Raw genomic sequence first — 19,204 nt, 5'->3', positions numbered from 1 at the left:
AGGTAGAACGCCGCGGACGGGAGCCGGCAGCGTGCTCCTGCCTCGGTGAACACGCGGTGCATGGCTCGGGCCACCGACAGGTGCAGGTGGGCGGCTGGCGGTGATGCGTTCGGTGACTACGTCGGGGTCGTCAAAGACGAACCGGGCCGCTTCCTGCATCGGCGCCGCGAACCACCATGGAGTCAGCAATTCCGCAACACCTGGCGACCACGCGTACGCAGCCGACCAGCATCAAACCGGGTTGGCAGCTGCCCTACCCCTCGTACGTGGTGCTGTGGCGGTAGCGTTCGTGCATGCGGCAGAACAGGGGGATTGCCTCCTGTCGTGGCCGGGTTTTCGTGTCCGACGCGCCTCGAGCGGCGGTGAACCGCCTGGCCGTGCAACTCGATGTGCCGCTGGCGATGTCCTCGCCCCTAAGCAAGATCGATGCACCGCAGGCTTCGCGTCTTCGTAACCTGCGGATTCTGCCTGTGTTACGCACAGGGCAAACCTGGGGACATGGAACCCACGTTATGGATGAACAACCCCGAGTATGGGACAGGGCGGGGCGCGCTGGGCGATCGGTCCGAGGTCCGGGTCCTGGGCGCGGCGCTCACCCGGGCGCATGCGACGGCCGTGGACCTGCCGGCGACCGTGCGCACGCACCAGGGCGTGGACATCGTGCTCACCCAGGGCCAACCACAGGATTGCCATGCGGTGGCCGTGACGCACCACCGGTGCTCGCCACAGACTCTCATCACCCGGTACCACGCCGCCAGCTCCCATCTATCGGAGCACTGGCTGGCGCAGCTGACCGCCCCAGAACAGGGAGTTTGCCTGCTGGCCTGGCGTGATCAGGATGTGGTGGCCATGGCCCAGCTCATGCCCGTGGCGCAGTCGGCTAGCGCCGAGCTCGGCGTCCTGGTTGAGGACGCTTGGCAGCAGCGCGGCATCGGCAGCGCGTTGATCTCGACGCTGATGGGCCTGGCCACGGCCACGGGAATACACACCGTGCACGCACACTGCCTGCCCGGCCAGAGCGGGGTGCTGCGCGCGGCCCACCGCGCAGGCCTGGACCGTATCGAGCTCACCGACGACGAGGCCGTGCAGATCAGACTCCCACACCCGATCTGAGCACACCGACTGTGCACCATGGGGTGCTGCTGGTGAGGAACTTATCTGGTCCGGTACTCCTGAAGATCTCCTGAGCCGCAAAGTAATGGAAAGTCGCTGGTCACCGAGTTGCGGCAGAGGTCGAGTATCGCTACATGATGCGGTAGACCGTGGTGCGGGAGACGGTGAAGACCTCGGCGAGGTCGGCGATGGTGTACTCGCCGGTGCCGTGCATGCGCACGAGCTCGCGCTGCTGCTTGGCCGAGAGCTTGGGCCACTTGCCGCGGAGCGTGCCCTTGGCGCGGGCGATGGCCATGCCTTCCTTCGTCCTGGCCCGCAGGAGGTCGACTTCGAACTCGGCGAAGGTGGCCAGGATGGTGACAAGCATTGTGCCGACTCATGGGGTCGGCGTGGTCGTAGACCTGACCGCCGAGTGAGAGCTTGATGCCGCGCTCGGTCAGAGCGCCGCCGATCGCGCGAGCATCCGGCACCGACCGAGCCAGTCGGTCGAGCTGGGCGCCACGAGGGTGTCACCGGTCCGGACGGCGGCCAGGGCTTGGTCGAGTCCGGGACGGGCGCGGGTGGTGCCGGCGAGCCCGTGGTCGAGGGAAATCCGCTCGTCGGCGACGCCGAGTCTGCCGATGCCAGAGGCGCATGCAGGAAGGCTCCAGAAGGAGTCTTGAATGTTCACTCTTTCGTGGTTGGGGTGTCGGGGTGCGGATGAGTTGATGGTTCGGCTCCGCCGCGCGTCGGCAGGGGCAGTCGAGTGCCATCGAGCAGGAAGGACTGCCGCACATGTCTGATTCCGCTAGTTCGTCGTCTCCTGGGCCGGTGTCCCGCCGCCGCGTGTTGCTGGGCGGGGCGGCGGGTGCCGCCGCGCTGGGGGCCTCGTCGGCGCTGGGGTCTGTTCCGGTGTGGGCGAACGAGCCGATCCGGAGCCAGAGTCCGCGGGCGCCGTTCAGTCTCGGCGTGGCCTCGGGGGATCCGCTGCCCGACGGTGTGGTGCTGTGGACCCGGCTGGCGCCCGACCCGTTGGCCGAGGACGGGCGAGGCGGAATGCCGGATCGGCCGGTGCCGGTTGAGTGGCAGGTCGCCGAGGATGAGCGCTTCCGGCGCGTGGTCGCAACCGGCAGCGCACTCGCCCGCCCGGAAGAGGCGCACTCGGTGCACGTGGAGTTGGCGGGTTTGCGGCCGGGTGCCGATTACTTCTACCGCTTCCGCGCTAACGGGGAGCTCAGTCCCGTCGGTCGTACGAAGACCGCACCGGCTGTGGGTGCACGGACGGACCGCTTCGCCTTCGCCTTCGCCAGCTGCCAGAACTACCCGTCCGGCTACTACAACGCCTACGCCCACATGGCCGAGGAGGACCTCGACCTGGTCGCCTTCCTCGGCGACTACATCTACGAAGGCCCCTACCAGGGCGAGCTGGGGCGCGGGCATGTCCCGGACGGGGAAATCCGGTCGCTGGCCGACTACCGGATGCGGCACGCACAGTACAAGAGCGACACGGACCTGCAGTCCGCGCATGCGGCATTTCCGTGGGCGGTGGTCTTCGACGACCACGAAGTGGAAAACAACTGGGCCGACGAGGTTTCCCAGGAGGACAACGAGCCCGACTCCGACCCCGCGGTGTTCCTGCAGCGCCGCGCCCGGGCGTTCCAGGCCTACTACGAGCACATGCCGCTACGCCGCGCCCAACGCCCCAACGGCCCGGACGTGCAGCTCCACCGCCGCCTCACCTTCGGTGACCTGATGGACTTCTACCTGCTCGACACCCGCCAGTACCGCAGCGACCAGGTGGGTGATGCCCACCATGCCGATCCCGACCGCACCATTCTCGGGGACGAGCAGAAGTCCTGGCTGCGCCAGGCGGTGGCCGGACAGACGGCCCGCTGGAACGTGCTGGCCCAGCAAGTGTTCTTCTCCCAGCGCGACTTCGTCGCCGGATCGGAGACCAACTTCAGCAACGACGCCTGGGACGGCTACCGCGTGGAGCGCAACGAGGTGCGCGACCACCTCGCCGCGGCCGGAACCTCCAACCCGGTCGTACTCACCGGCGACGTGCACAAGAGCTACGTCTGCGACATCAAGGCCGACTTCAACGACCCCTCCTCGGCCACGGTCGGGACCGAACTGGTGGGGACCTCCATCAGCAGCGGCGGCGACGGCAAGGACCACCATCCGGACGACCAGGTTCAGCTGGACGAGAACCCCCACATCAAGTTCATCAATCACAAGCGTGGCTACGTGCGCAACGTCGTCACCCCCACCGAGTGGACCACCGACTTCCGCACCGTTGATTACGTCACCCGCCGCGGTGCACCGATCCGCAACCGCGCCACCTTCGTGATCGAAAGCGGGAAGCCGGGAGCGCAACAGGCCTGACGCACTGCGGGCGAGCGCGGCGTACGAGCCGCGCTCGCCCACCACCCCGCGGGGCCCGCGCTGGCCCTGAACAGATTTTCCCTCAACGTAGAAAGGTTTTTTCGCCACGGGCGTGTCCCGACGCGACTTTCTCAATCGCTCGGACGCACTCAGTGTGGGTGCGATGCTGCTGGGCAACCTCGACACGATCAACCGCTCGGCCGCCGCCGCACCCGGCGGCCGACCCAGCACGAGCGCAACCGGTGGATACGGGCCACTGGTCAACGACCCCGCGGGACGACTGGCCCTGCCACGCGGCTTCCGCTACACGGTCGTGACCGAAGCGGGTGCGACGAAACTGGAATCGGGGCACCCCACCCCCGCCGACGCCGACGGCACCGCCAGCTTCGTCGGGTCCGACACCAGCTCGATCCTGGTCAACAACCACGAAGTGGGGTCGAACCAGGACACCGACTTCCCGGTGCCCCTCCCTGGCAGGACTTACCTACGATCCGGGCGCCAAGGGCGGGACCACGACCATTCACGTCAACGCCGAGGGCAACCGGATCCGCGAATACGCGAGCTTGTGCGGTACCGACAACAACTGTGCCGGCGGCCGCACACCGTGGAACACGTGGTTGACCTGTGAGGAAACCGAACGGCGGACCGGGGAGGCCGGCGACACCAAGGACCACGGGTTCGTGTTCGAAGTTGACCCCTACCATCCCGAGCGCAACCAAAATCCTCGGCCGCTGACGTTCCTGGGGCGTTACTCCCACGAGGCACTCGCCGTGGACCCGACCTCGGGAGCGATCTATGTGAAGCCATGGTGCAACGCGTCGAACAGCGGCCTGCGGTGCTCGTAGTCGTTGTGCGCGTGCGCCCGCTCCAGCGGCGGCACCGTCGCGTACGGCGCGGTCAGCGCCACCTCGGCGCGCACCGGCAGGTGATCCGAGGCCGGGCTGCGGAGCACCTCTGCCGACCGGGTGCGGACGTGGTCGTTGGTCACGACGTAGTCGATGCGCGCGGACGGGTCGGTGGCCGGGTAGGTGGCTCCGTCCCCGGTACCGGCCACGGCGAAGGTGTCGGTGAACGAGAACCGGATCGGTTCCATCTCCGGCGATCCTGGGCGGGCGTTGAGATCGCCCGCCAGGATCACCGGCTCGGTCGCCGAGCCGACTAGGTCGGCGACCGCCTCCGTCTGCGCGGCCCGTTCGGCGGCGTTGTCGTGCTGCAGGTGGGTGGAGTACACCGACGCGGTACGGCCGCACACCGTGATCCGGGCCTGCAGCAGCCCGCGCTGCTCGCCACCGAGGTTGGGCAGCGGGGTGTTGCGCGAGGAGACGATCGGGAACCGGGAGAGGATCGCCGTGCCGTACTGGCGCCGCGGTTGCCCCGGTGCGGCAGGGTCACGGTCGAGGTTGGCTCCGTAGGCGTGGTGCATACCGAGCCGCCGCGCCAGCTCCTGGGCCTGGTCGGCGAAGTCGCTGCGCGCCGACCAGTGCCGGTCAACCTCTTGCAGGGCCACCACGCCGGCGCCCGAGTCGCGGATCACTTCCGCGACCCGACCCAGGTCGAGCGTGCCGTCCACTCCCTCGCCGTGGTGGATGTTGTAGCTGAGCACGGTCACGTCGGGCTCGGGCTTCCCCCGGTGTTCCCGGTCACCGGCCGCCGCGAGCGGGGTGGCGACCGCCATCGCGACGAGGGCGAGCAGTGCCGACAGGGTCGCGGAGATCCGGCGATGCAGTGAGGACATGGACACTCCCATTCGAGGTCAGCGGCTCGCGCGGTAGAGCTCGGACAGCACGGCGAACGGATCGATCGCCCCAGCGTTGTCGACGGCGACGATCCGCCGGGTGAAGGTGGTGCTACCGGCGGGCGGGATGTCCACCCGGAGCTGGCTGAGCACCCAGTTGCCGGTCGCCTGGGCGGTGAGGCCCGGGTAGCCATCGTCGTAGATCAGGCCGTAGGTCTGCGGATCGGTGCCGGTCTGGCCGATCCACGGTTCGGTGGGTTCGTAGTGCCGGGGGCTGCCGTAGGGCGTGGTGATGGTTCCGTGCCCAGGCACGCCGCTGCGCTGGCCTGCGCCGTCGTGGTCCATCGAGTCCCCGATCCAGGAGGTGATCGGTGCCGAACCGGTATTGGTGAAAGTGGACTCGGCCACGATCCACGGTTGCTCCGGCTCGATCCGGTAGGTGGTGCTCACCCGCAACGCCGGGAAGTCCGTGGCCGACCCGCTCGCGCGCACGGCCGCGCTGCCGGGTCCCGGCCGCTCCACTCGGACATCGTCGTAGCGCACCGTGGTCTGCTGCCACGCCTCGGTACCCGCAGGCTCGGTGGCGGAGGCGTATCCAACGTTGATCCAGTCGAGCTGGTCGGCACGTCCCCGTATTGCCATGTCCAGTACCTTGCCGCGGGTGGTACCGCGCAGCTGCCCGTCCTCGGTCACCGCGGCCACCACCATGGCGAGCATCCCGTTCTCGATTACGATGTCCTCGGTGGAGGCCTGCGCGAGCGAGCTGGCGAGCCGTTTGCCGATTCCGGCGGCCGCCCCGGTGAGTCGTTGCAGCGTGAGGTCCACCTGTGCCACACCGTCCGCGGGGACGGTGACGGCGCGGCTCGCGGTCCGGTAGCTGCCCGCCGTGGCGACCACCTCGTAGTCGCCGGGAGTGACCAGCAGCCGGTACCGGCCGTCCGGATCGGTGCTGCCCCGCCCGGCGACTGTCCCATTCGGGGTACGTGCCTCCACGGCGACGCTCGCCAAGGTCGCGCCGCCGTCGGCGTCGGTCACCTCCCCGGAGATGCCGTCGCCTGTGTCGAGCCTCCGCGCACCTGCCACCCCGTCGGCCACGGCGAAGGAGGCGAGCGTGAACGCCGGCCCCGCCGGGTCGGAAGGGTCGTTGACGACGCGGTAGTCGGTGCGCCATTTCGCGGGGGTGACGGTGCAGCGGGTGTAGCCGCGGAAGTCCCCGTCGAAGAACTTCACGTGTGGGTTGGCGCCGAGCGCTGCGGCAACGGAGTCGCGCCAGCCGCAGCCCGAACTGATCGAGGTGCCGACGAACTCGGTGGCCAGGGTCTCCGAGCCGGGGTCGGTGAAGTCGGCCTTGAGGTCGTTGACCCACGAGGAGTGCCAGTCGCCGGAGAGCACGACAACGTTCGACGGCCTGCGTTCGGCGACGAACCCGAGCAGCCGGTCACGCGCCGCGGCGTAGCCGTCCCACTGGTCGTGGTTGATGCTCACGCTCTCGCTGGTGTCGTAGTCGTAGAACGCCATGATCGTCTGCTGGCCGATCGCGTTCCACCGGGCCCGCGAGCCGGCCAGACCGTCGAGCAGCCACCGTTCCTGCTTGGCTCCGGTCATCGTCCGGTCGCCGTCGAGCGCGTCGGTGTCCCTGGGCGCGATGAACCGGCCGTCGGCCTGGTCGGTGCGGTACTGGCGGGTGTCGAGGACGGTGAGCTCGAGCAGATCGCCGAAGGTGAACCTGCGGTACAGCCGCATGTCCGCGCCGTCCGGCCGGGCACCGATCCGCAGCGGGAGGTGCTCGTAGTAGGCCTGGAACGCGTTGGCGCGCAGCTCGAGGAAGCTGGGCGTGTCGTCCTGCGGGACGTCGCCTGTCCAGTTGTTGTCCACCTCGTGGTCGTCGAAGGTGGTGACGAAGGCGAACGCGGCGTGCGCCGCCCGCAGGTCCTCCGAGCCCTTGTAGCGGGCATGGAGCAACCGGAAGTCTGCCAGGGTCCGCGTTCCACCACCCTCGTAGATGTAGTCCCCGACGTGGACGACGAAGTCGAGGTCGTCTTCGGCCATCGTGCGGTATGCGGCGTAGCGCCCGCCGACCCACGCCTGGCAGGAGGCCAGCGCGAACCGCAGGCGGTCGACGCGGGCACCGCGCGCGGGCGCGGTCCGGGTCCGCCCCACCGGACTGACGGCACGGCCCGCGCGGAATCGGTAGAAGTACTCCCGTCCCGGCCGCAGGCCGTCGACCTCGGGGTGCACCGAGTGTCCCAGCTCGGGGGTCGCCTCCGCCGCGCCGCGACGGACGATGCGCCCGAACTCCCGGTCCTCGGCGACCTCGTAGCGCACCCCGAACGTCTCGGGTGGCATCCCGCCCCGTCCGTCGGCGGCCACCGGGTCGGGCGCGAGGCGAGTCCAGAGCACGACCGAGTCGGGCAGCGGGTCGCCCGAGGCGACGCCGAGGGTGAACGGGTCGCCCAGCTCGGGTGGCAGCGCGTGTGCCTGCCCACTGTTCAGCGCACCGGTGCCGAGCAGCACCGCGGTCGCGCTCGCGCCACCGAGGAAGTTCCTACGGCTGATCCGCCCCACCGGCTGCTCGCCCGTCACGCCGTGCCTCCGCCCGCGTGGCGCGGGCCGTGCGGGCGCCGGTAGGTCTTGGGCAGCTTGAGTCCGCGGTCGGCCATCAGCTCGCGCAGCCGGTCGGGGTAATCGGTGATGAGCCCGTCGACGCCGGTGTCGATGAGGGAGGCCATGGTGGGCTTGTCGTTGACCGTCCACGGGATCACCGCGAGACCGGCCTCGTGCGCGCGGACGACGAGTTCGGGGGTGGTGTAGGGCCGGTAGTCGGGGTCGGTGACGCGGCCGTCCTGCGGCATCCCGTGCACCGGCGAGATCGCGTCGGCGCCGAACGATTCCGCGGCGGCCACGAGATCGCCGCCGTAGTCGTCGATGTCGATCCCGCCCAGCCACGGGGACGCGCCCGGCCGGCCGACCTCGAGGAAGTCGCCGTTGGTCAGGGCCACCAGCGGCAGCCGCGGCTCCACCTCACGCATCCGCATCAGCGCACCCCAGTCGAAGCTCTGGATGCTGACCCGCTCCAGCAACCCGGCCTCGCGGACCTCGCGTGCCACGATCTGGACGAACTGCTCCCGCGGCGCGGTCTCCTCCGGTGCCGCAGCCTCGACCTTCGTCTCGATGTTGAAGTCGACCTGCTTGGCGCGGTAGCGCTCGACGAGGTCGAACACCTCCGACAGCAACGCCATCCGGGCGCCGGGCACCGGACGCTGCCCCGGGTACTGCGGCTTGGTCCGCGACCCGCAGTCCAGCGTGCGCACCTGCGCCAGGGTCAACGTGTGCACGTACTTGCCGACGTAGGGATACTCCGCATCGCCGGGGAACGCGGGACCGGTGTCCTGGCACACAGCGGCGGAGACCTGCCGGTCATGCGTGACGACCGCACGCCGGTCCTCGGTGATCTGCACGTCCAGCTCGAGCGTGCTTACCCCGAGCTCGAGCGCGTTCGCGAACGCCGCCAGCGTGCTCTCCACGACCAGGCCGATACCGCCGCGGTGCGCCTGCAGATCGAACCGCTCCGGACCATTACTGGGGCGAGTATCCTCTCCGGGACGGGACGGCGAAGCTCCCACAGGCACGGCCAGGCCGAGAACGCAGCCGGCCGCGGTGGCCGCAGCCAGGAAACCTCGAAGACATCTTGGAACGCGCAACATCGTGCACCCTTCGTCACAGCAGCGTCATCACACTGACGAGTGAGTCTGGCGCCGCCGGACGACATGCTCGTGCACGCACGCTGTCGCACACAGCTCCGCACGGTGAACCTCACGTGCACCCACATGCGGGGCAGGACACGGCGAACGCCAGTCAACAACCAGCAGATCCCGGCTTAGCACTACTGATGTTGAAGTGCGGGAGGTGAGTGGCTGGGGAGTGGGTAGATCTGGTATATGCGGTATCCAGACGGGGCGGGTTGACCGCCCCGGAACGGGCGCGGCGGGAGCGGGTGCGTCTGCAGGAGCGGGCCTGTTCGAGCAGCCAGTGTCGGTGGCTGAGGTTGCCCGCCGGTTGCGGGTCTCGCCGAAGTCAGTCTACGCATGGCAGCCCTGGCGTGAGGGCGGTACCGAGGCGCTGGTCTCGCGCGATGCAGGCGGAGCACAGTGCCGACTCGATGCCGACCAGCTGGCCCGGTTGGAGCAGGAGTTGCTGTCCGGGCCTGCGGCGGTCGGCTACGTGGAGGGTCAACGCTGGACGCTGTCCCGTGTTGCCGAGCTGATCCGTTGCCTGTTCGGCATCCGGTACTCGCTGCGAGGCGTGTCGCTGCTGCTGTACCGGCTGAGCTGGTCACCACAGGTACCGATCCACCGGGCGGCCGAACGCGATGAGCACGCGGTAGCCACGTGGCGGGAGGAGACGTGGCAGCGGGTAAAAGGGCGGCGGCCCAGGACGCCTGGATCTGCTTCGAAGACGAAGACGGGCACACCCTGAGGCCGCCAAAAAGCCCGCACCTGGTCACTCCGAGGACGCACTTCTGTTGTGCGGGTGTCCGGCCGAGGCTCCGGGCGCATCTCGATCGCAGCGTTGATCTGTATCAAACCGGGTGAACGTACTCGGCTGCTGGATCTCGGATGCGGATCCACCGGCCCGGAACACGCCGACGACGACGCAGCTTCAACGAGACTGACTACGCCGCCCTGCTATCCGCCGCGCACCAGCAGCTGGACGCGCCGATCATGCTGATCTGGGATCAACTCAACACCCACGTCAGCGTCGCAATGCGCGAGGTTCTCGCCGCCCGCAGCGACTGGCTCACCGTCGACACGCTGCCGTTACACACCGGACTCAACCCGGTCGAGGCTGTTTGGGCGCATCTCAAGTCCAGTGTGGCCAACCTGGCCGCCTACGGCGTCGACTCCCTGGCCGGCATCCTCCGGAACCGACTCAAGCGGCTCCAATACCGCCCAACAATGTCCCGCGTCAAGGAAGTGGCTCAGTTTGACTCGGTTGATGCTTGTGTCTGTTGATCTTCGTGGTGGACTTCGGCGGGTCGGCGGAGGCCGAGGGTCTCGTGAGGGCGGGTGTGGTTGAACACCTGCCGGTACTGCTCGGCTTCGGTGGCCAGGGTCTGGCCGTCGTCGATGTCGATGCGGTAGAGGTGTTCGTACTTCAATGAGCCGAACGCCCGCTCGCGCACGCCGTTTTGTCCAGGGTTGTTCGCTCGCGTGCGGATGTGGGACAGCTCCGGATGCGAACGAAGGAAGCGTTCAAACCGAGCCGCCTTGAACGCCGCACCATTGTCGGTGACCAGCGTGATCGGCCGGACTTCGCCGGTGTCCGGATCGGTTTGCTGGTCGGTCAGCGATCGCTAGGCCAGCCGTTCGGTTTCGGCGATGGCCAGCTCGACCGCGGCGATGACATCGGCGACTGTGCTCGTCGTCGAGGTGTGCCAACCGAACTCGTACTTGGAATAATAATCCGCGCATCCGACCAGTCGCCACACCCCACCGCTGGTGGTCTCGTACTCGGAGAAATCCAGCTGCCAGACCTGATGCGGAGCCGTGGGCTTGTCCGCGAAGGCGGCCTTGCGGGCCTTGGCGTGTTCGCGACGTTGGTGCTGATACGCCACCGGCTGCAGTAGGTTCCGCCGGCGCATGGCCCTTTCCATGGTGGACAGCGAGAAGTCATACCCATCAGCAACCAGCAGCCCATAGATCTTGCGATGCCCCCCAGGCCGGCCACGCTTGGGCGTATTTCTCCACGATCGGTTCCGCCGCGGAGATCACCGGTTCCGGCCATGGGCCTTTCGCCGGCGGATCGCCGGTGCGAGACCGGGACAGCCAGCGGGTATACGAACGGCGGGGAGTGCCCAGCAGACGCGCGAACCTCGAGACCGGCATCCCCGCGTCTTATCGGATCATCTCGAGGTCCTCGTAGGGCCCAGCCGATACTCCGCGGACTTCTTCCAGGCCCGCACCTCGACATGGGCCTCACCCAGCGCGGTGATCAACTCATCGACCTCAGCCTGCAGCTGCTGCTCCCGCGACGACGGACCCGACTTGCCGCCTTCGGCCGGACTGGCCCGGCCCGCCTCCAGAAACTGAGACTTCCACCGCGACACCGACTGCTCGGAGACCTTGTTGCGCCGAGCCGCCTACGCGATGGTCATCTCCCCGGACAGCACGCTCAACACGATTCGCTGCTTGTCCTCCGCTGCGATCTCCGGTGGACGTGACATCGTCAAAACCTCCTGCTCAGGAACCTACATAACCCCCTGAGCCACAAAGTCTGACGCGCAACAACAGCCATCACCACCCTCGACACCCTCGCCGCGAACCATGGATGAACACCCCGTGGACGAACCGAGCGTATCCGAGGGCGAGTCACACCCCCACGCACAGAATCGCAGGTCAGCACCATGCCAACTCAGCGTGACAGGCATCGAACACAAAGAACCCCAGGTAACAAGCTTGACCTGGGGTAAATGCTGTGTCGGAGGGGCGAGCTGCGCACTATCCACCCGGCTGCGGCTGAGTGGGTGACGCGGGGGATGCGAATGATCACCGAGCATCTCCTACGTCGCTGTCCTGCGAGGAGGCGTCGAGCCAGGTGTCGTGGACGTAGGTGAGTGCGGCGTTCGCGGTGATGTCGAGGTGGGTTTGGCCTGCGAGTTCGCGGTGCCACGTTTGCTCGTCGGGGGCGTGAGTGAAGAGTGCCCTGGATGGGGGCTTGTTGGTGGGGCCGAGGCGTGTGAACAGCTCGGCGGCGTCGGTGGTGATGGCGCCGAGGCGGGCGAGCAGCCAGAGATCGTAGAGATCTCGGGAGGTGGCGCGGTGTGCCCAAGCGGTGGTTTTCCAGGCTGCGAAGGCGGGTGCGGTGGGCACGCTCAGCGCGGCGGGTGCGGCGTCGCTGTAGCGCTGCACGAGCGGGCGCTGCTCGGTCGGCCAGGGCGCGTAGCCGGTGGAACTCAGCAGCTGCACGCGCACGGTCGTGCCGTCGGGTGCGGCAAGCACGGCGGGCGTGGCGTCACGGACCGAGGTGAGTGCCGGTTGCCAGATGAGACCCGGAAATTCGCGCCGGGTCGTGCGAAGCAGCGTTGTCTCGAGCGCCTCGGCTGTGCTGCTGCGGCTGCTGCAGGCGATGAGGTCGATGTCTTCGGACAGCCGCCCGTCAGGGGCGAACGTGCGGGAGAGGGCGGTGCCGCCGAAGAAGATGACCTCGTCGGCCAGACGGTCGCTGATGGCCGCGAGCAGGTGGGAGATGAGGTGGTCCCGGCGCACCTGGGCGCGGGCCACGCCGAATTGCTCGGCGATGGCGGCTTCTTCACGAGGGTCGAGCATGGTTAGGCGGCTGCGCGGAGACGGGCGAGGCTGGCTTGGCGGCGCTGTCCGACTGCCAGTTCATCCAGCAGCTGGTGATCGCAGCGGGCCAGCAGATCGTGGGCGGCGGTGCGAGCTTGGTCGGGCAGGCCACCCAGCTCGGGGCGGGCGGCGAGATCGAGCACCGTTTGTTCGATCGTGGTGACCCATCCCTGGCCCAGCTCGCTGGTGTGGCGTTGCACGTCCAGGGCGGCCACGCGGCGACGGACGAAGAGCACGGTGGCCTCGCGGTCGGCCACGTGCAGCGTCGACCGGTGCCGGGTGGCAGCCACGACCGCAATCGCCAGCGCGCGCGGGACGGCCCCGTGTACGCGGGCGGCGGACAGTCCCATCAGTGCGACCGAGCCGATGCCCTCGTCAGCGGCCGCGATGCCCAACGCGGCCGCCTCCAGCTCGGGAATCCAGCCCCGGTCGAGCTGATCGTCGGGAACCACGGCGTAATAACCGGTTGCCAACCGGTGCAACGCCCCGGCACGGGCCAGCCGTGCGAACTCGCCACGCGGATTCGCATACACGGTGGCGGCGTCGCGGGGCCGCAACACCCTGGACGAACCTCGCAACAGCACGGAAGGCACGCGCGGTGTCGTAGGCGTCATTACCGTCACCTCCGTAGGCTACCAGCCTACTCTCATGCCACAACCAAACAAGCATGCCTACCACTGGAACGCGCCACCAGCGTTCTTGCACTCGCTCCGACGCGCGTGCAGCTCCCGAAGGAGCGCGTGCGGAGTACAGCAGTCATCGAAGGGCGATGGGCCAGGAAGTCTTGCGCCGGCACTGAGTCAGGCGCCCCATCGCCTGCCCCAGCGCCTGCGTCACCGTCCAGCTGCTGTTTCTGATTGATGACAAGTCGGCGAGTCGGACGTCATTTCGCACGAGCGCGACGCGCGTTCTGCTACTCAAGTCCGGTGCCAGCCGCAGCGTGCGACTGCCTGCTCCTGCCAGCTCTGATGTCGGGGAATCGTGAATGAACGCGTACCGGTACGTCGATCCCGGCCCGACACCGCCGGCCTCGTCCGCTGCGACGGCGAAGGTGATGCGCAGGACGAAACGCAGAGACACCCGTCCGGAGTTGCGGCTGCGGAAAGCGCTGCACCGCCGCGGCCTGCGGTTCCTCGTCGACGCGGCGCCCCGAGGAGGGAACAGGCGTCGCCGGGTCGACGTCTTGATCCGCGGGCCGCGCATCGCGGTGTTCGTGGACGGGTGCTTCTGGCACTCCTGCCCCGAGCACGGGACCCTGCCGAAGAGCAATCGGGAGTGGTGGGCCCGCAAGCTCGCCGGGGTAGTGCGCCGCGATCGGGACACCGACGCCGAGCTGACCAAGGCCGGTTGGCTCGTCGTCCGGGTGTGGGAGCACGAGGATCCCGACACCGCCGCGGACAGGATCGTCCACCTCGTGCGGGCGCGCACGCGACCACGTCGTTGACGTGGCGCCAGGAGATCACGACCAATCCCCTCAGCTCCGAGCTAGTAACTGGAAGAGTGCGCGGGCGTGGCGAAACGCTGAGCGGGAGCAAGCGCATGCATCCTGATCGCGGTATCGCTGTCCACGTTGGGCCGAACGGGTGGTTGATCCGGGGGCGAGCATCGCGGGTGGCTCTCTCCGCCGTCTCCGGGCAGGAGGCCTCGCGGACGGGAGTGATCAGCGTGACTACTGCACACGGACAAGACGGGGTGGATCTGCTCGGTGGGTGGACCCAGCGGGCACCCCACCGCACGAGGCAGCAGGCACTCGACACCGGCAGTGTTACCGGTGGGGTGCGGTTTGCTTTCTACGGCCGCACCTCCACCCGCAAGCACCAGCATTACTCCACCTCGGCGGCCTGGCAGCGCGAGGCCGCCGAAAGCGTGATCGCCGACCACGGTGCGATCACCGTCGAGTTCTTCGACACCGGGTGTTCACGCCGCCTGCCCTGGACACGCCGCCCTCAGGCAGCCGCCCTGCTGGCCACCCTCGACAACGAGGATCCCGGCTTCGAGGCGATCGTGGTCGGCGAGTACGAACGCGCGTTCACCGACAGTCAGTTCACCCGGATCATCGCGCTGCTGCAGCACCACAACGTCCAGATGTGGTTGCCCGAGACAGGCGGGCCCGTCAACACCAGCAACCCAGCACACCAGGCACTGATGACCATGCTCGGCGCCCAATCTCAGCGAGAAGTCCTCCGAGCGCGGCACCGCGTGCTGGCCGCGATGAGTGCCCAAACCCGTGACCAGGGACGCTACCTCGGCGGCCGGCCGCCCTACGGCTATCGGCTCGTCGACGCCGGCCCTCACCCGAACCAAGCCCACGCACGATGGGGACGCCGCGCCCAGCGACTCGATCCCGATCCAACAACCGCGCCGCACGTGCAGTGGATCTTCGCCCAACGCCTGGCCGGCACGAGCACGGCCAGCATCGCCCGCGCACTCAACGACCAAGGCATCCCGTGCCCCTCCAGCGCAGACCCGGATCGCAACCCGCACCGAACCGGAGAGGCCTGGACGCTGCGCACCGTAGCGGCGATCCTGGCCAACCCCCGCTACACCGGCCGCCAGGTCTGGAATCGCCAGCGTGCCCACCACGCCCCGACCGAGACCGAGACACCGCTGGTGCATCAGTGGACTGTCCGGCGCGATTGGGTGGTCTCAAAGGCGGCCACGCACCCGGCCTTGGTCACCGAAGCCGACTTCGTCGCCGCCCAAGCCATCCGCGCCGCCCGCCCCACCAGCAACGGCAGCACCCGCACCTACCTACTCGCCGGTCTCCTGCAGTGCGGACTCTGCGAGCGCCGCATGGACTCCCACTGGACCAACCACCGCCCCGGCTACCGCTGCCGCCACGGCCACACCAGCAGCCAACGACGCAGTCCCGGCCAGCCCAAGACCCTCTACCGGCGCGAAGACCACCTCCTGGACCAGCTCACCGCCCACCTCACCAGCCCGGATGGCACCGCAGTCCTACACGAGGAGGAGACTCGCGCCGACGACATCGTCGGCTACCTGCGCGACAACGACCTGATCATCGTCTGTGACGAGAAAGGCTGGGCCGCACGCAGCGACCCAGCCTGAACCCCATGGGGTAATAACGTGTCGGAGAGGGGGACTCGGCCCCTCGCACGTGGGTGGAATCCCCGTTACGGGGATTCATCTCCATAACGCTGATACTACCGAGAAACCTGTACGGCGGCGCAAGCTCCCCGCATTACTCTCCCCCTTTCGAAGGAACAATCCGATCCGGCTTGAGAACTTCCTGACCGGCAGTTCCAGGGAGGAGGATCAGCTCGGTGTCATGAGCGGGTGTGACTCTTCGGTGAGTGCGGCCAGCGCGGTGGCGACTTCAGCCACGTCGGCGCGGATGTAAGTCGTGGTCGTCCCAGTGCTGCCAGTGTCGCTGTGACCGGCATAGGCCCGAGCGACGGCGTAGCCGAAGTTCCGTTCCACCCAGGTCAAGGTGGTGTGGCGCAGCCAGTGGGTGCTGACCTGCTGGGTAGCTACCCACGGAAGATGCTTGCCCAGCCGGGACCACAGATAGTCATAACGGCGCGTGGTGAGTGGACGGCCATCGCGATACCGCAACACCTGCGCGGCCGGCTCAACTACTCCGCGATCCTCAGCATGAGTCTGCAGGTGTTGCATCAGCGTCGGCGAGACCGGCTGCCACCGCTGCGTGCCGCCCTTTTCCCGCAACAGGAGCACACACTGCTCACGGTCCAGATCCTGAACACGCAGGCCCAGCCCGCCCCCGCGGCGGCAGGCCGTCTCGGTGTGCAGCCGCAGCAACAGCGTGTCCAGCGCCGGGTCGTTGCCGGTGCGGGCAGCGACCTGGTTGAGCTCGCGCAGCCGCTCGTCCGGCAAGCCTCGTCGGGTACTGGGCAACCGACGCGGTTTAGGTACCCGACGGGCGGGATCGTTGGCCTCGGTGATCAGCCCGTCGGCGACGGCATGGTTATAGACACACCGTAGCGCAGCAATGAGATGCTCGGCGGCACTGCGGCCACCGCGACCGTTACGGCGCACCACCACCTGGGTCTTGACGTGCTCGGCCAACTGCTTGATCTCCGAAGCACTCGGCTCATCCAACCGACGCCGACCCCAAGCCTGCAGCACCCGTTTCCAATAGGGCCCATAGACCCGACGCGTGCCTTCCGGCACCGCGCGTTCCACCCGCGGAAGATAGTCGGCAAACGTCGGAGCCGGCCCAGTATCCACCGAACTCGTCAGCAAATCCGCCGGATCCAGCCCCATCCGGGCCAACAACACCCGAGCAGCTTCCACATCGGACGGACCAGTCCCGCCGGTGCTCATGCTGTCTCCCGAGCCGCCATCGCGGCGTGGTAGTCGACGACCATGACATCCAACGCAGCCATCGAATGCACCACCAGCACGCCCAACCCCGGGGCCGCCGCCAGCAACACCCGCTCTCCCACAACCAGCCCGCACGATCGACGCACCGAAGCGGGCACCTGCACATGCCCCTTCGACGTCAGCCGGAACGCACCACACCGATCCCGGCGACACACCACTGCCCCAGCGCTCACAGCGAGGTCCACCGGATCCCGCTGACACCAGCCCAACACCTGCATCAACGACCACTCAGCGACACGGCCCCGGTGATCCATCACCGAGATCCGGTACTGCATCGACCCATCCCGACCCAGCGCCGGCAACCCCGCCACCGGCAACGCCCGCACCGCCTCACGCACACGTTCCTCAGACCCCCTGGCCGGAACGACAGCCTCCATAACCTGGTCAGCAACCCTCTGAAAGCCCTCGCTGCTCATGACATCCACTCCTTCAGACGCGTTCCACACACCCCTGAAGTCCGCAAAACCAACCCCGACCGGCCAACCCCGTCCCGGTCTATCGGGCAACAACACCTCATCAATCAGAGCCAGGTCGAGCATCCGCCAGAACGGGAAGGGGCTAAACCGTGGTTCGCATCCGTGGTGTCGGGGTGATGCTTGGTTATGTCTGCGGGCGTGCTTGTGCGGTACTGTGCGTGTAGTGATCGTGACGTCGCTGTTACAGGAGGCCACATGGCGTGATCGGCTCGGGCTGGTTTCAGCACGCCGAGGCGTGTGCGCGTCAGACTTCCGGCGCGCTGCTGTGGACGGGCTTCTCAGGCGGATTGAGTGCGCTGTGACCTGCGATTTTACTCTCGGGTCCTCATCGCCCCTACGAGGGATCGCAACAGCTTGAGGCACCGCGCGGCGAGGTTGCCCCATGCTTGTCCTCATCGCCCCTACGAGGGATCGCAACTAGGCCAGCCGCAGGACGGCGTTGGCGACGGCCCCGGTCCTCATCGCCCCTACGAGGGATCGCAACAGTTGGAATACGCCGAGTGCGTGCCCGGTCGACAGTCCTCATCGCCCCTACGAGGGATGCCAGTGGTTTCAGAGGTCCGAGTGCACTTGAGGTGACCAGCGGAGTTCCGGGGCAAGGCTGTGGTCAGCGCGGATCGCCCCGCGATCCCCGATGTCCACGGCCGCGGCAGCGATCGCCAGGATCAGCGGCTCCCCGGTGACCCTGGGGGCGATCGACCCGAGGCACCCAACGTCCACAGCTCTTCTCGGCGGCCCCTCCGTGGCTTCCGGCCGCCTGCCTTCCGCGTGGCGTCCGGTGAAGCTGATCACCCTCCGCTGGCGCTCGGCCGCCGGCGCCGGGACCGGCGCCAGCCGCACGCCCGGCGCCGGCTTGGCCGAGCTCGCAGACAGCGGGCGTGCAGCTCTCGCCGGACGCAGCGAACTCGCAGGCAGGCGACCCCGGAGGGGCCGCCCTTGATGAAGAAAAGAAACTCTGAACACACGCACTCCGGGTCTCGGCGTCGGACTGCCGCGCTGGCTTAACTCAGCTACGACGTTGCCGTGGAGGACGTGGACGGGCCGGTCTTTCCGAACACGCTCGGCGATCCGCGGGGCAAGCACAACACCGGGGCTCGCCGACGCGACTTCCGAAACCGGGCCGGGTATCCGTGGGTGACGTTCCGGCGCCCCGTGGCGACGATCCTCGACGAGGCGGGGCTGAGCGCTCGTCAGATCGCCGATCAGCTCGGGCACTCCGAGGTGTCCATGACCCAAGACGTGTACATGGGCCGTCGTGCTGCCGGGCGCGAGGCCGCTGACGCGCTCAGCGAGGTTACGTGGTTCGACGAGTAAAGCGAGGCAAAAGCATGACAATGATCTTGCTTCGATCACCCCCCCCCCAGTCGCTAACCTGGGATGGATTGGGGCGGGTCGGATTTGAACCGACGACCTGACGAATCGTGGGAACGTTTCGCGGTTGTTTGTCGACGCTTGACATGCCCTGCATGGTTTGCAAGTGCAAACGGGGTTACTTGTCAGTCTGTGACGCTGTCTGCCGTGGTTTTGTGAGAGAAAAGTGTGGAGGTGATCTTGTATCCGCTCCCCCGCCAAGGGGGGGCTTCGTCCTCATCCCGTCTGACCTGGCTTCGCCCGATCAGGCCGTGTCAAGGGTGCAACCGCCGAGCTTGACGGTACCTCTTGTTGCCAGGCTTGCGCCCTTGACTCGGTCTGATTGCCCTTGGGGAGGTCAGACGGGATGAGGACGCCTGGCTACTCCCGAACCGCAACCGGCGTCGCTTCCCTCCATCCCGGAGACCTGCGGGGCGTGGGGCGGCGAGCCCCAG

Annotated in this window: 20 protein-coding genes; 9 read left to right on the top strand and 11 right to left on the bottom strand. The window is 68.0% G+C overall.

Going from position 1 to position 19,204, the window contains the following annotated elements; translation table 11 throughout:
• Nucleotides 1-498 precede the first annotated feature (498 nt).
• Nucleotides 499-1,113: a GNAT family N-acetyltransferase gene (locus tag FHX42_RS05780; RefSeq protein WP_182543075.1), complete on the top strand. Its 615-nt coding sequence runs from the start codon at nt 499-501 to the stop codon at nt 1,111-1,113.
• A gap of 130 nt (nt 1,114-1,243) precedes the next feature.
• On the opposite strand, the gene FHX42_RS27960 is transcribed toward FHX42_RS05780, so the two are convergent.
• Entirely contained in the window at nt 1,244-1,480 is a 237-nt protein-coding gene (locus FHX42_RS27960) for a helix-turn-helix domain-containing protein (RefSeq protein WP_235986905.1), read from the bottom strand.
• Nucleotides 1,481-1,549: 69 nt separating this feature from the next.
• Entirely contained in the window at nt 1,550-1,783 is a 234-nt protein-coding gene (locus FHX42_RS27955; protein ID WP_235986904.1) for a hypothetical protein, read from the bottom strand.
• A 104-nt stretch (nt 1,784-1,887) separates the two neighbouring features.
• Here FHX42_RS27955 and FHX42_RS05770 point away from each other — a divergent pair, with 104 nt between their 5' ends.
• The 3 genes from FHX42_RS05770 (at nt 1,888) to FHX42_RS27620 (ending at nt 4,322) form a co-directional block, all read left to right on the top strand.
• Nucleotides 1,888-3,477 (top strand): alkaline phosphatase D family protein, encoded by a 1,590-nt coding sequence (locus FHX42_RS05770; protein WP_182543074.1) that lies wholly within the window; start codon nt 1,888-1,890, stop codon nt 3,475-3,477.
• Nucleotides 3,478-3,640: 163 nt separating this feature from the next.
• Entirely contained in the window at nt 3,641-4,105 is a 465-nt protein-coding gene (locus FHX42_RS05765; protein WP_220479527.1) for an alkaline phosphatase PhoX, read from the top strand.
• A complete protein-coding gene (locus tag FHX42_RS27620; RefSeq protein ID WP_220479525.1) occupies nt 4,041-4,322 on the top strand; it encodes an alkaline phosphatase PhoX in 282 nt (93 codons plus the stop codon). The genes FHX42_RS05765 and FHX42_RS27620 overlap by 65 nt, the downstream gene beginning before the upstream one ends.
• Here the strand turns inward: FHX42_RS27620 and FHX42_RS05760 are convergent.
• The 3 genes from FHX42_RS05760 to FHX42_RS05750 are packed head-to-tail and all read right to left on the bottom strand — an operon-like array spanning nt 4,271 to nt 8,916.
• Nucleotides 4,271-5,212, bottom strand: a complete 942-nt coding sequence (locus FHX42_RS05760; protein ID WP_182543073.1) for an endonuclease/exonuclease/phosphatase family protein — start codon at nt 5,210-5,212, stop codon at nt 4,271-4,273. The genes FHX42_RS27620 and FHX42_RS05760 overlap by 52 nt on opposite strands.
• A gap of 18 nt (nt 5,213-5,230) precedes the next feature.
• Nucleotides 5,231-7,795, bottom strand: coding sequence for an alkaline phosphatase D family protein (locus tag FHX42_RS05755; RefSeq protein ID WP_182543072.1), 2,565 nt, complete (start codon nt 7,793-7,795; stop codon nt 5,231-5,233).
• The gene (locus tag FHX42_RS05750) at nt 7,792-8,916 is read right to left on the bottom strand and encodes a glycerophosphodiester phosphodiesterase (protein ID WP_182543071.1); all 1,125 of its coding nucleotides are present in this window, start codon (nt 8,914-8,916) and stop codon (nt 7,792-7,794) included. The genes FHX42_RS05755 and FHX42_RS05750 overlap by 4 nt, the downstream gene beginning before the upstream one ends.
• A gap of 331 nt (nt 8,917-9,247) precedes the next feature.
• On the opposite strand from FHX42_RS05750, the gene FHX42_RS27260 reads away from it, so the two are divergent.
• Both FHX42_RS27260 and FHX42_RS05740 read left to right on the top strand, forming a co-directional pair.
• Nucleotides 9,248-9,688 (top strand): winged helix-turn-helix domain-containing protein, encoded by a 441-nt coding sequence (locus FHX42_RS27260; protein ID WP_220479523.1) that lies wholly within the window; start codon nt 9,248-9,250, stop codon nt 9,686-9,688.
• A gap of 140 nt (nt 9,689-9,828) precedes the next feature.
• On the top strand, nt 9,829-10,224 hold the full coding sequence (locus FHX42_RS05740; protein ID WP_220479521.1) for a transposase: 396 nt from the start codon (nt 9,829-9,831) through the stop codon (nt 10,222-10,224).
• On the opposite strand, the gene FHX42_RS26315 is transcribed toward FHX42_RS05740, so the two are convergent.
• From FHX42_RS26315 to FHX42_RS05720, 4 genes are all read right to left on the bottom strand, one after another.
• Nucleotides 10,191-10,394, bottom strand: coding sequence for an integrase core domain-containing protein (locus tag FHX42_RS26315; RefSeq protein ID WP_328795916.1), 204 nt, complete (start codon nt 10,392-10,394; stop codon nt 10,191-10,193). The genes FHX42_RS05740 and FHX42_RS26315 overlap by 34 nt on opposite strands.
• A gap of 171 nt (nt 10,395-10,565) precedes the next feature.
• The gene (locus FHX42_RS26310; RefSeq protein ID WP_235986903.1) at nt 10,566-10,853 is read right to left on the bottom strand and encodes a transposase family protein; all 288 of its coding nucleotides are present in this window, start codon (nt 10,851-10,853) and stop codon (nt 10,566-10,568) included.
• Between the two features lie 904 nt (nt 10,854-11,757).
• The gene (locus FHX42_RS05725) at nt 11,758-12,537 is read right to left on the bottom strand and encodes a nucleotidyl transferase AbiEii/AbiGii toxin family protein (RefSeq protein WP_182543070.1); all 780 of its coding nucleotides are present in this window, start codon (nt 12,535-12,537) and stop codon (nt 11,758-11,760) included.
• A 2-nt stretch (nt 12,538-12,539) separates the two neighbouring features.
• Nucleotides 12,540-13,172 (bottom strand): type IV toxin-antitoxin system AbiEi family antitoxin, encoded by a 633-nt coding sequence (locus FHX42_RS05720; protein WP_220479520.1) that lies wholly within the window; start codon nt 13,170-13,172, stop codon nt 12,540-12,542.
• A 371-nt stretch (nt 13,173-13,543) separates the two neighbouring features.
• Between FHX42_RS05720 and FHX42_RS05715 the strand changes: the two genes are divergently transcribed.
• Together FHX42_RS05715 and FHX42_RS05710 are read left to right on the top strand one after the other, a co-directional pair.
• Nucleotides 13,544-14,002, top strand: coding sequence for a very short patch repair endonuclease (locus FHX42_RS05715; protein ID WP_182543069.1), 459 nt, complete (start codon nt 13,544-13,546; stop codon nt 14,000-14,002).
• Between the two features lie 221 nt (nt 14,003-14,223).
• Complete coding sequence (locus FHX42_RS05710; protein ID WP_328795915.1) at nt 14,224-15,627, top strand: recombinase family protein; 1,404 nt, start codon at nt 14,224-14,226, stop codon at nt 15,625-15,627.
• Nucleotides 15,628-15,834: 207 nt separating this feature from the next.
• On the opposite strand, the gene FHX42_RS05705 is transcribed toward FHX42_RS05710, so the two are convergent.
• Nucleotides 15,835-16,863, bottom strand: a complete 1,029-nt coding sequence (locus FHX42_RS05705; protein ID WP_182543067.1) for a tyrosine-type recombinase/integrase — start codon at nt 16,861-16,863, stop codon at nt 15,835-15,837.
• Nucleotides 16,860-17,339 carry a hypothetical protein gene (locus FHX42_RS05700; RefSeq protein WP_182543066.1) on the bottom strand — a complete coding sequence of 160 codons (480 nt, stop codon included), beginning with the start codon at nt 17,337-17,339 and terminating at the stop codon, nt 16,860-16,862. The genes FHX42_RS05705 and FHX42_RS05700 overlap by 4 nt, the downstream gene beginning before the upstream one ends.
• A gap of 1,083 nt (nt 17,340-18,422) precedes the next feature.
• Between FHX42_RS05700 and FHX42_RS05695 the strand changes: the two genes are divergently transcribed.
• Complete coding sequence (locus tag FHX42_RS05695; protein ID WP_235986902.1) at nt 18,423-18,713, top strand: site-specific integrase; 291 nt, start codon at nt 18,423-18,425, stop codon at nt 18,711-18,713.
• Nucleotides 18,714-19,204 lie beyond the last annotated feature (491 nt).

The organism is Halosaccharopolyspora lacisalsi, assembly GCF_014137975.1.
Lineage (GTDB): Bacteria > Actinomycetota > Actinomycetes > Mycobacteriales > Pseudonocardiaceae > Halosaccharopolyspora > Halosaccharopolyspora lacisalsi.
The sequence above is the reverse complement of the archived record's forward strand: the minus strand, read 5'-3'. Positions and strand labels throughout refer to the sequence as shown.

Coding starts and splice junctions, on each gene's coding strand:
- FHX42_RS05780 (WP_182543075.1), top strand. CDS start 499: ATGGAACCCACGTTATGGATGAACAACCCCGAGTATGGGACAGGGCGG.
- FHX42_RS27960 (WP_235986905.1), bottom strand. CDS start 1,480: ATGCTTGTCACCATCCTGGCCACCTTCGCCGAGTTCGAAGTCGACCTC.
- FHX42_RS05770 (WP_182543074.1), top strand. CDS start 1,888: ATGTCTGATTCCGCTAGTTCGTCGTCTCCTGGGCCGGTGTCCCGCCGC.
- FHX42_RS05765 (WP_220479527.1), top strand. CDS start 3,641: ATGCTGCTGGGCAACCTCGACACGATCAACCGCTCGGCCGCCGCCGCA.
- FHX42_RS05760 (WP_182543073.1), bottom strand. CDS start 5,212: ATGTCCTCACTGCATCGCCGGATCTCCGCGACCCTGTCGGCACTGCTC.
- FHX42_RS05750 (WP_182543071.1), bottom strand. CDS start 8,916: ATGTTGCGCGTTCCAAGATGTCTTCGAGGTTTCCTGGCTGCGGCCACC.
- FHX42_RS05740 (WP_220479521.1), top strand. CDS start 9,829: ATGCGGATCCACCGGCCCGGAACACGCCGACGACGACGCAGCTTCAAC.
- FHX42_RS26310 (WP_235986903.1), bottom strand. CDS start 10,853: ATGCGCCGGCGGAACCTACTGCAGCCGGTGGCGTATCAGCACCAACGT.
- FHX42_RS05725 (WP_182543070.1), bottom strand. CDS start 12,537: ATGCTCGACCCTCGTGAAGAAGCCGCCATCGCCGAGCAATTCGGCGTG.
- FHX42_RS05720 (WP_220479520.1), bottom strand. CDS start 13,172: ATGACGCCTACGACACCGCGCGTGCCTTCCGTGCTGTTGCGAGGTTCG.
- FHX42_RS05715 (WP_182543069.1), top strand. CDS start 13,544: ATGAACGCGTACCGGTACGTCGATCCCGGCCCGACACCGCCGGCCTCG.
- FHX42_RS05705 (WP_182543067.1), bottom strand. CDS start 16,863: ATGAGCACCGGCGGGACTGGTCCGTCCGATGTGGAAGCTGCTCGGGTG.
- FHX42_RS05700 (WP_182543066.1), bottom strand. CDS start 17,339: ATGAGCAGCGAGGGCTTTCAGAGGGTTGCTGACCAGGTTATGGAGGCT.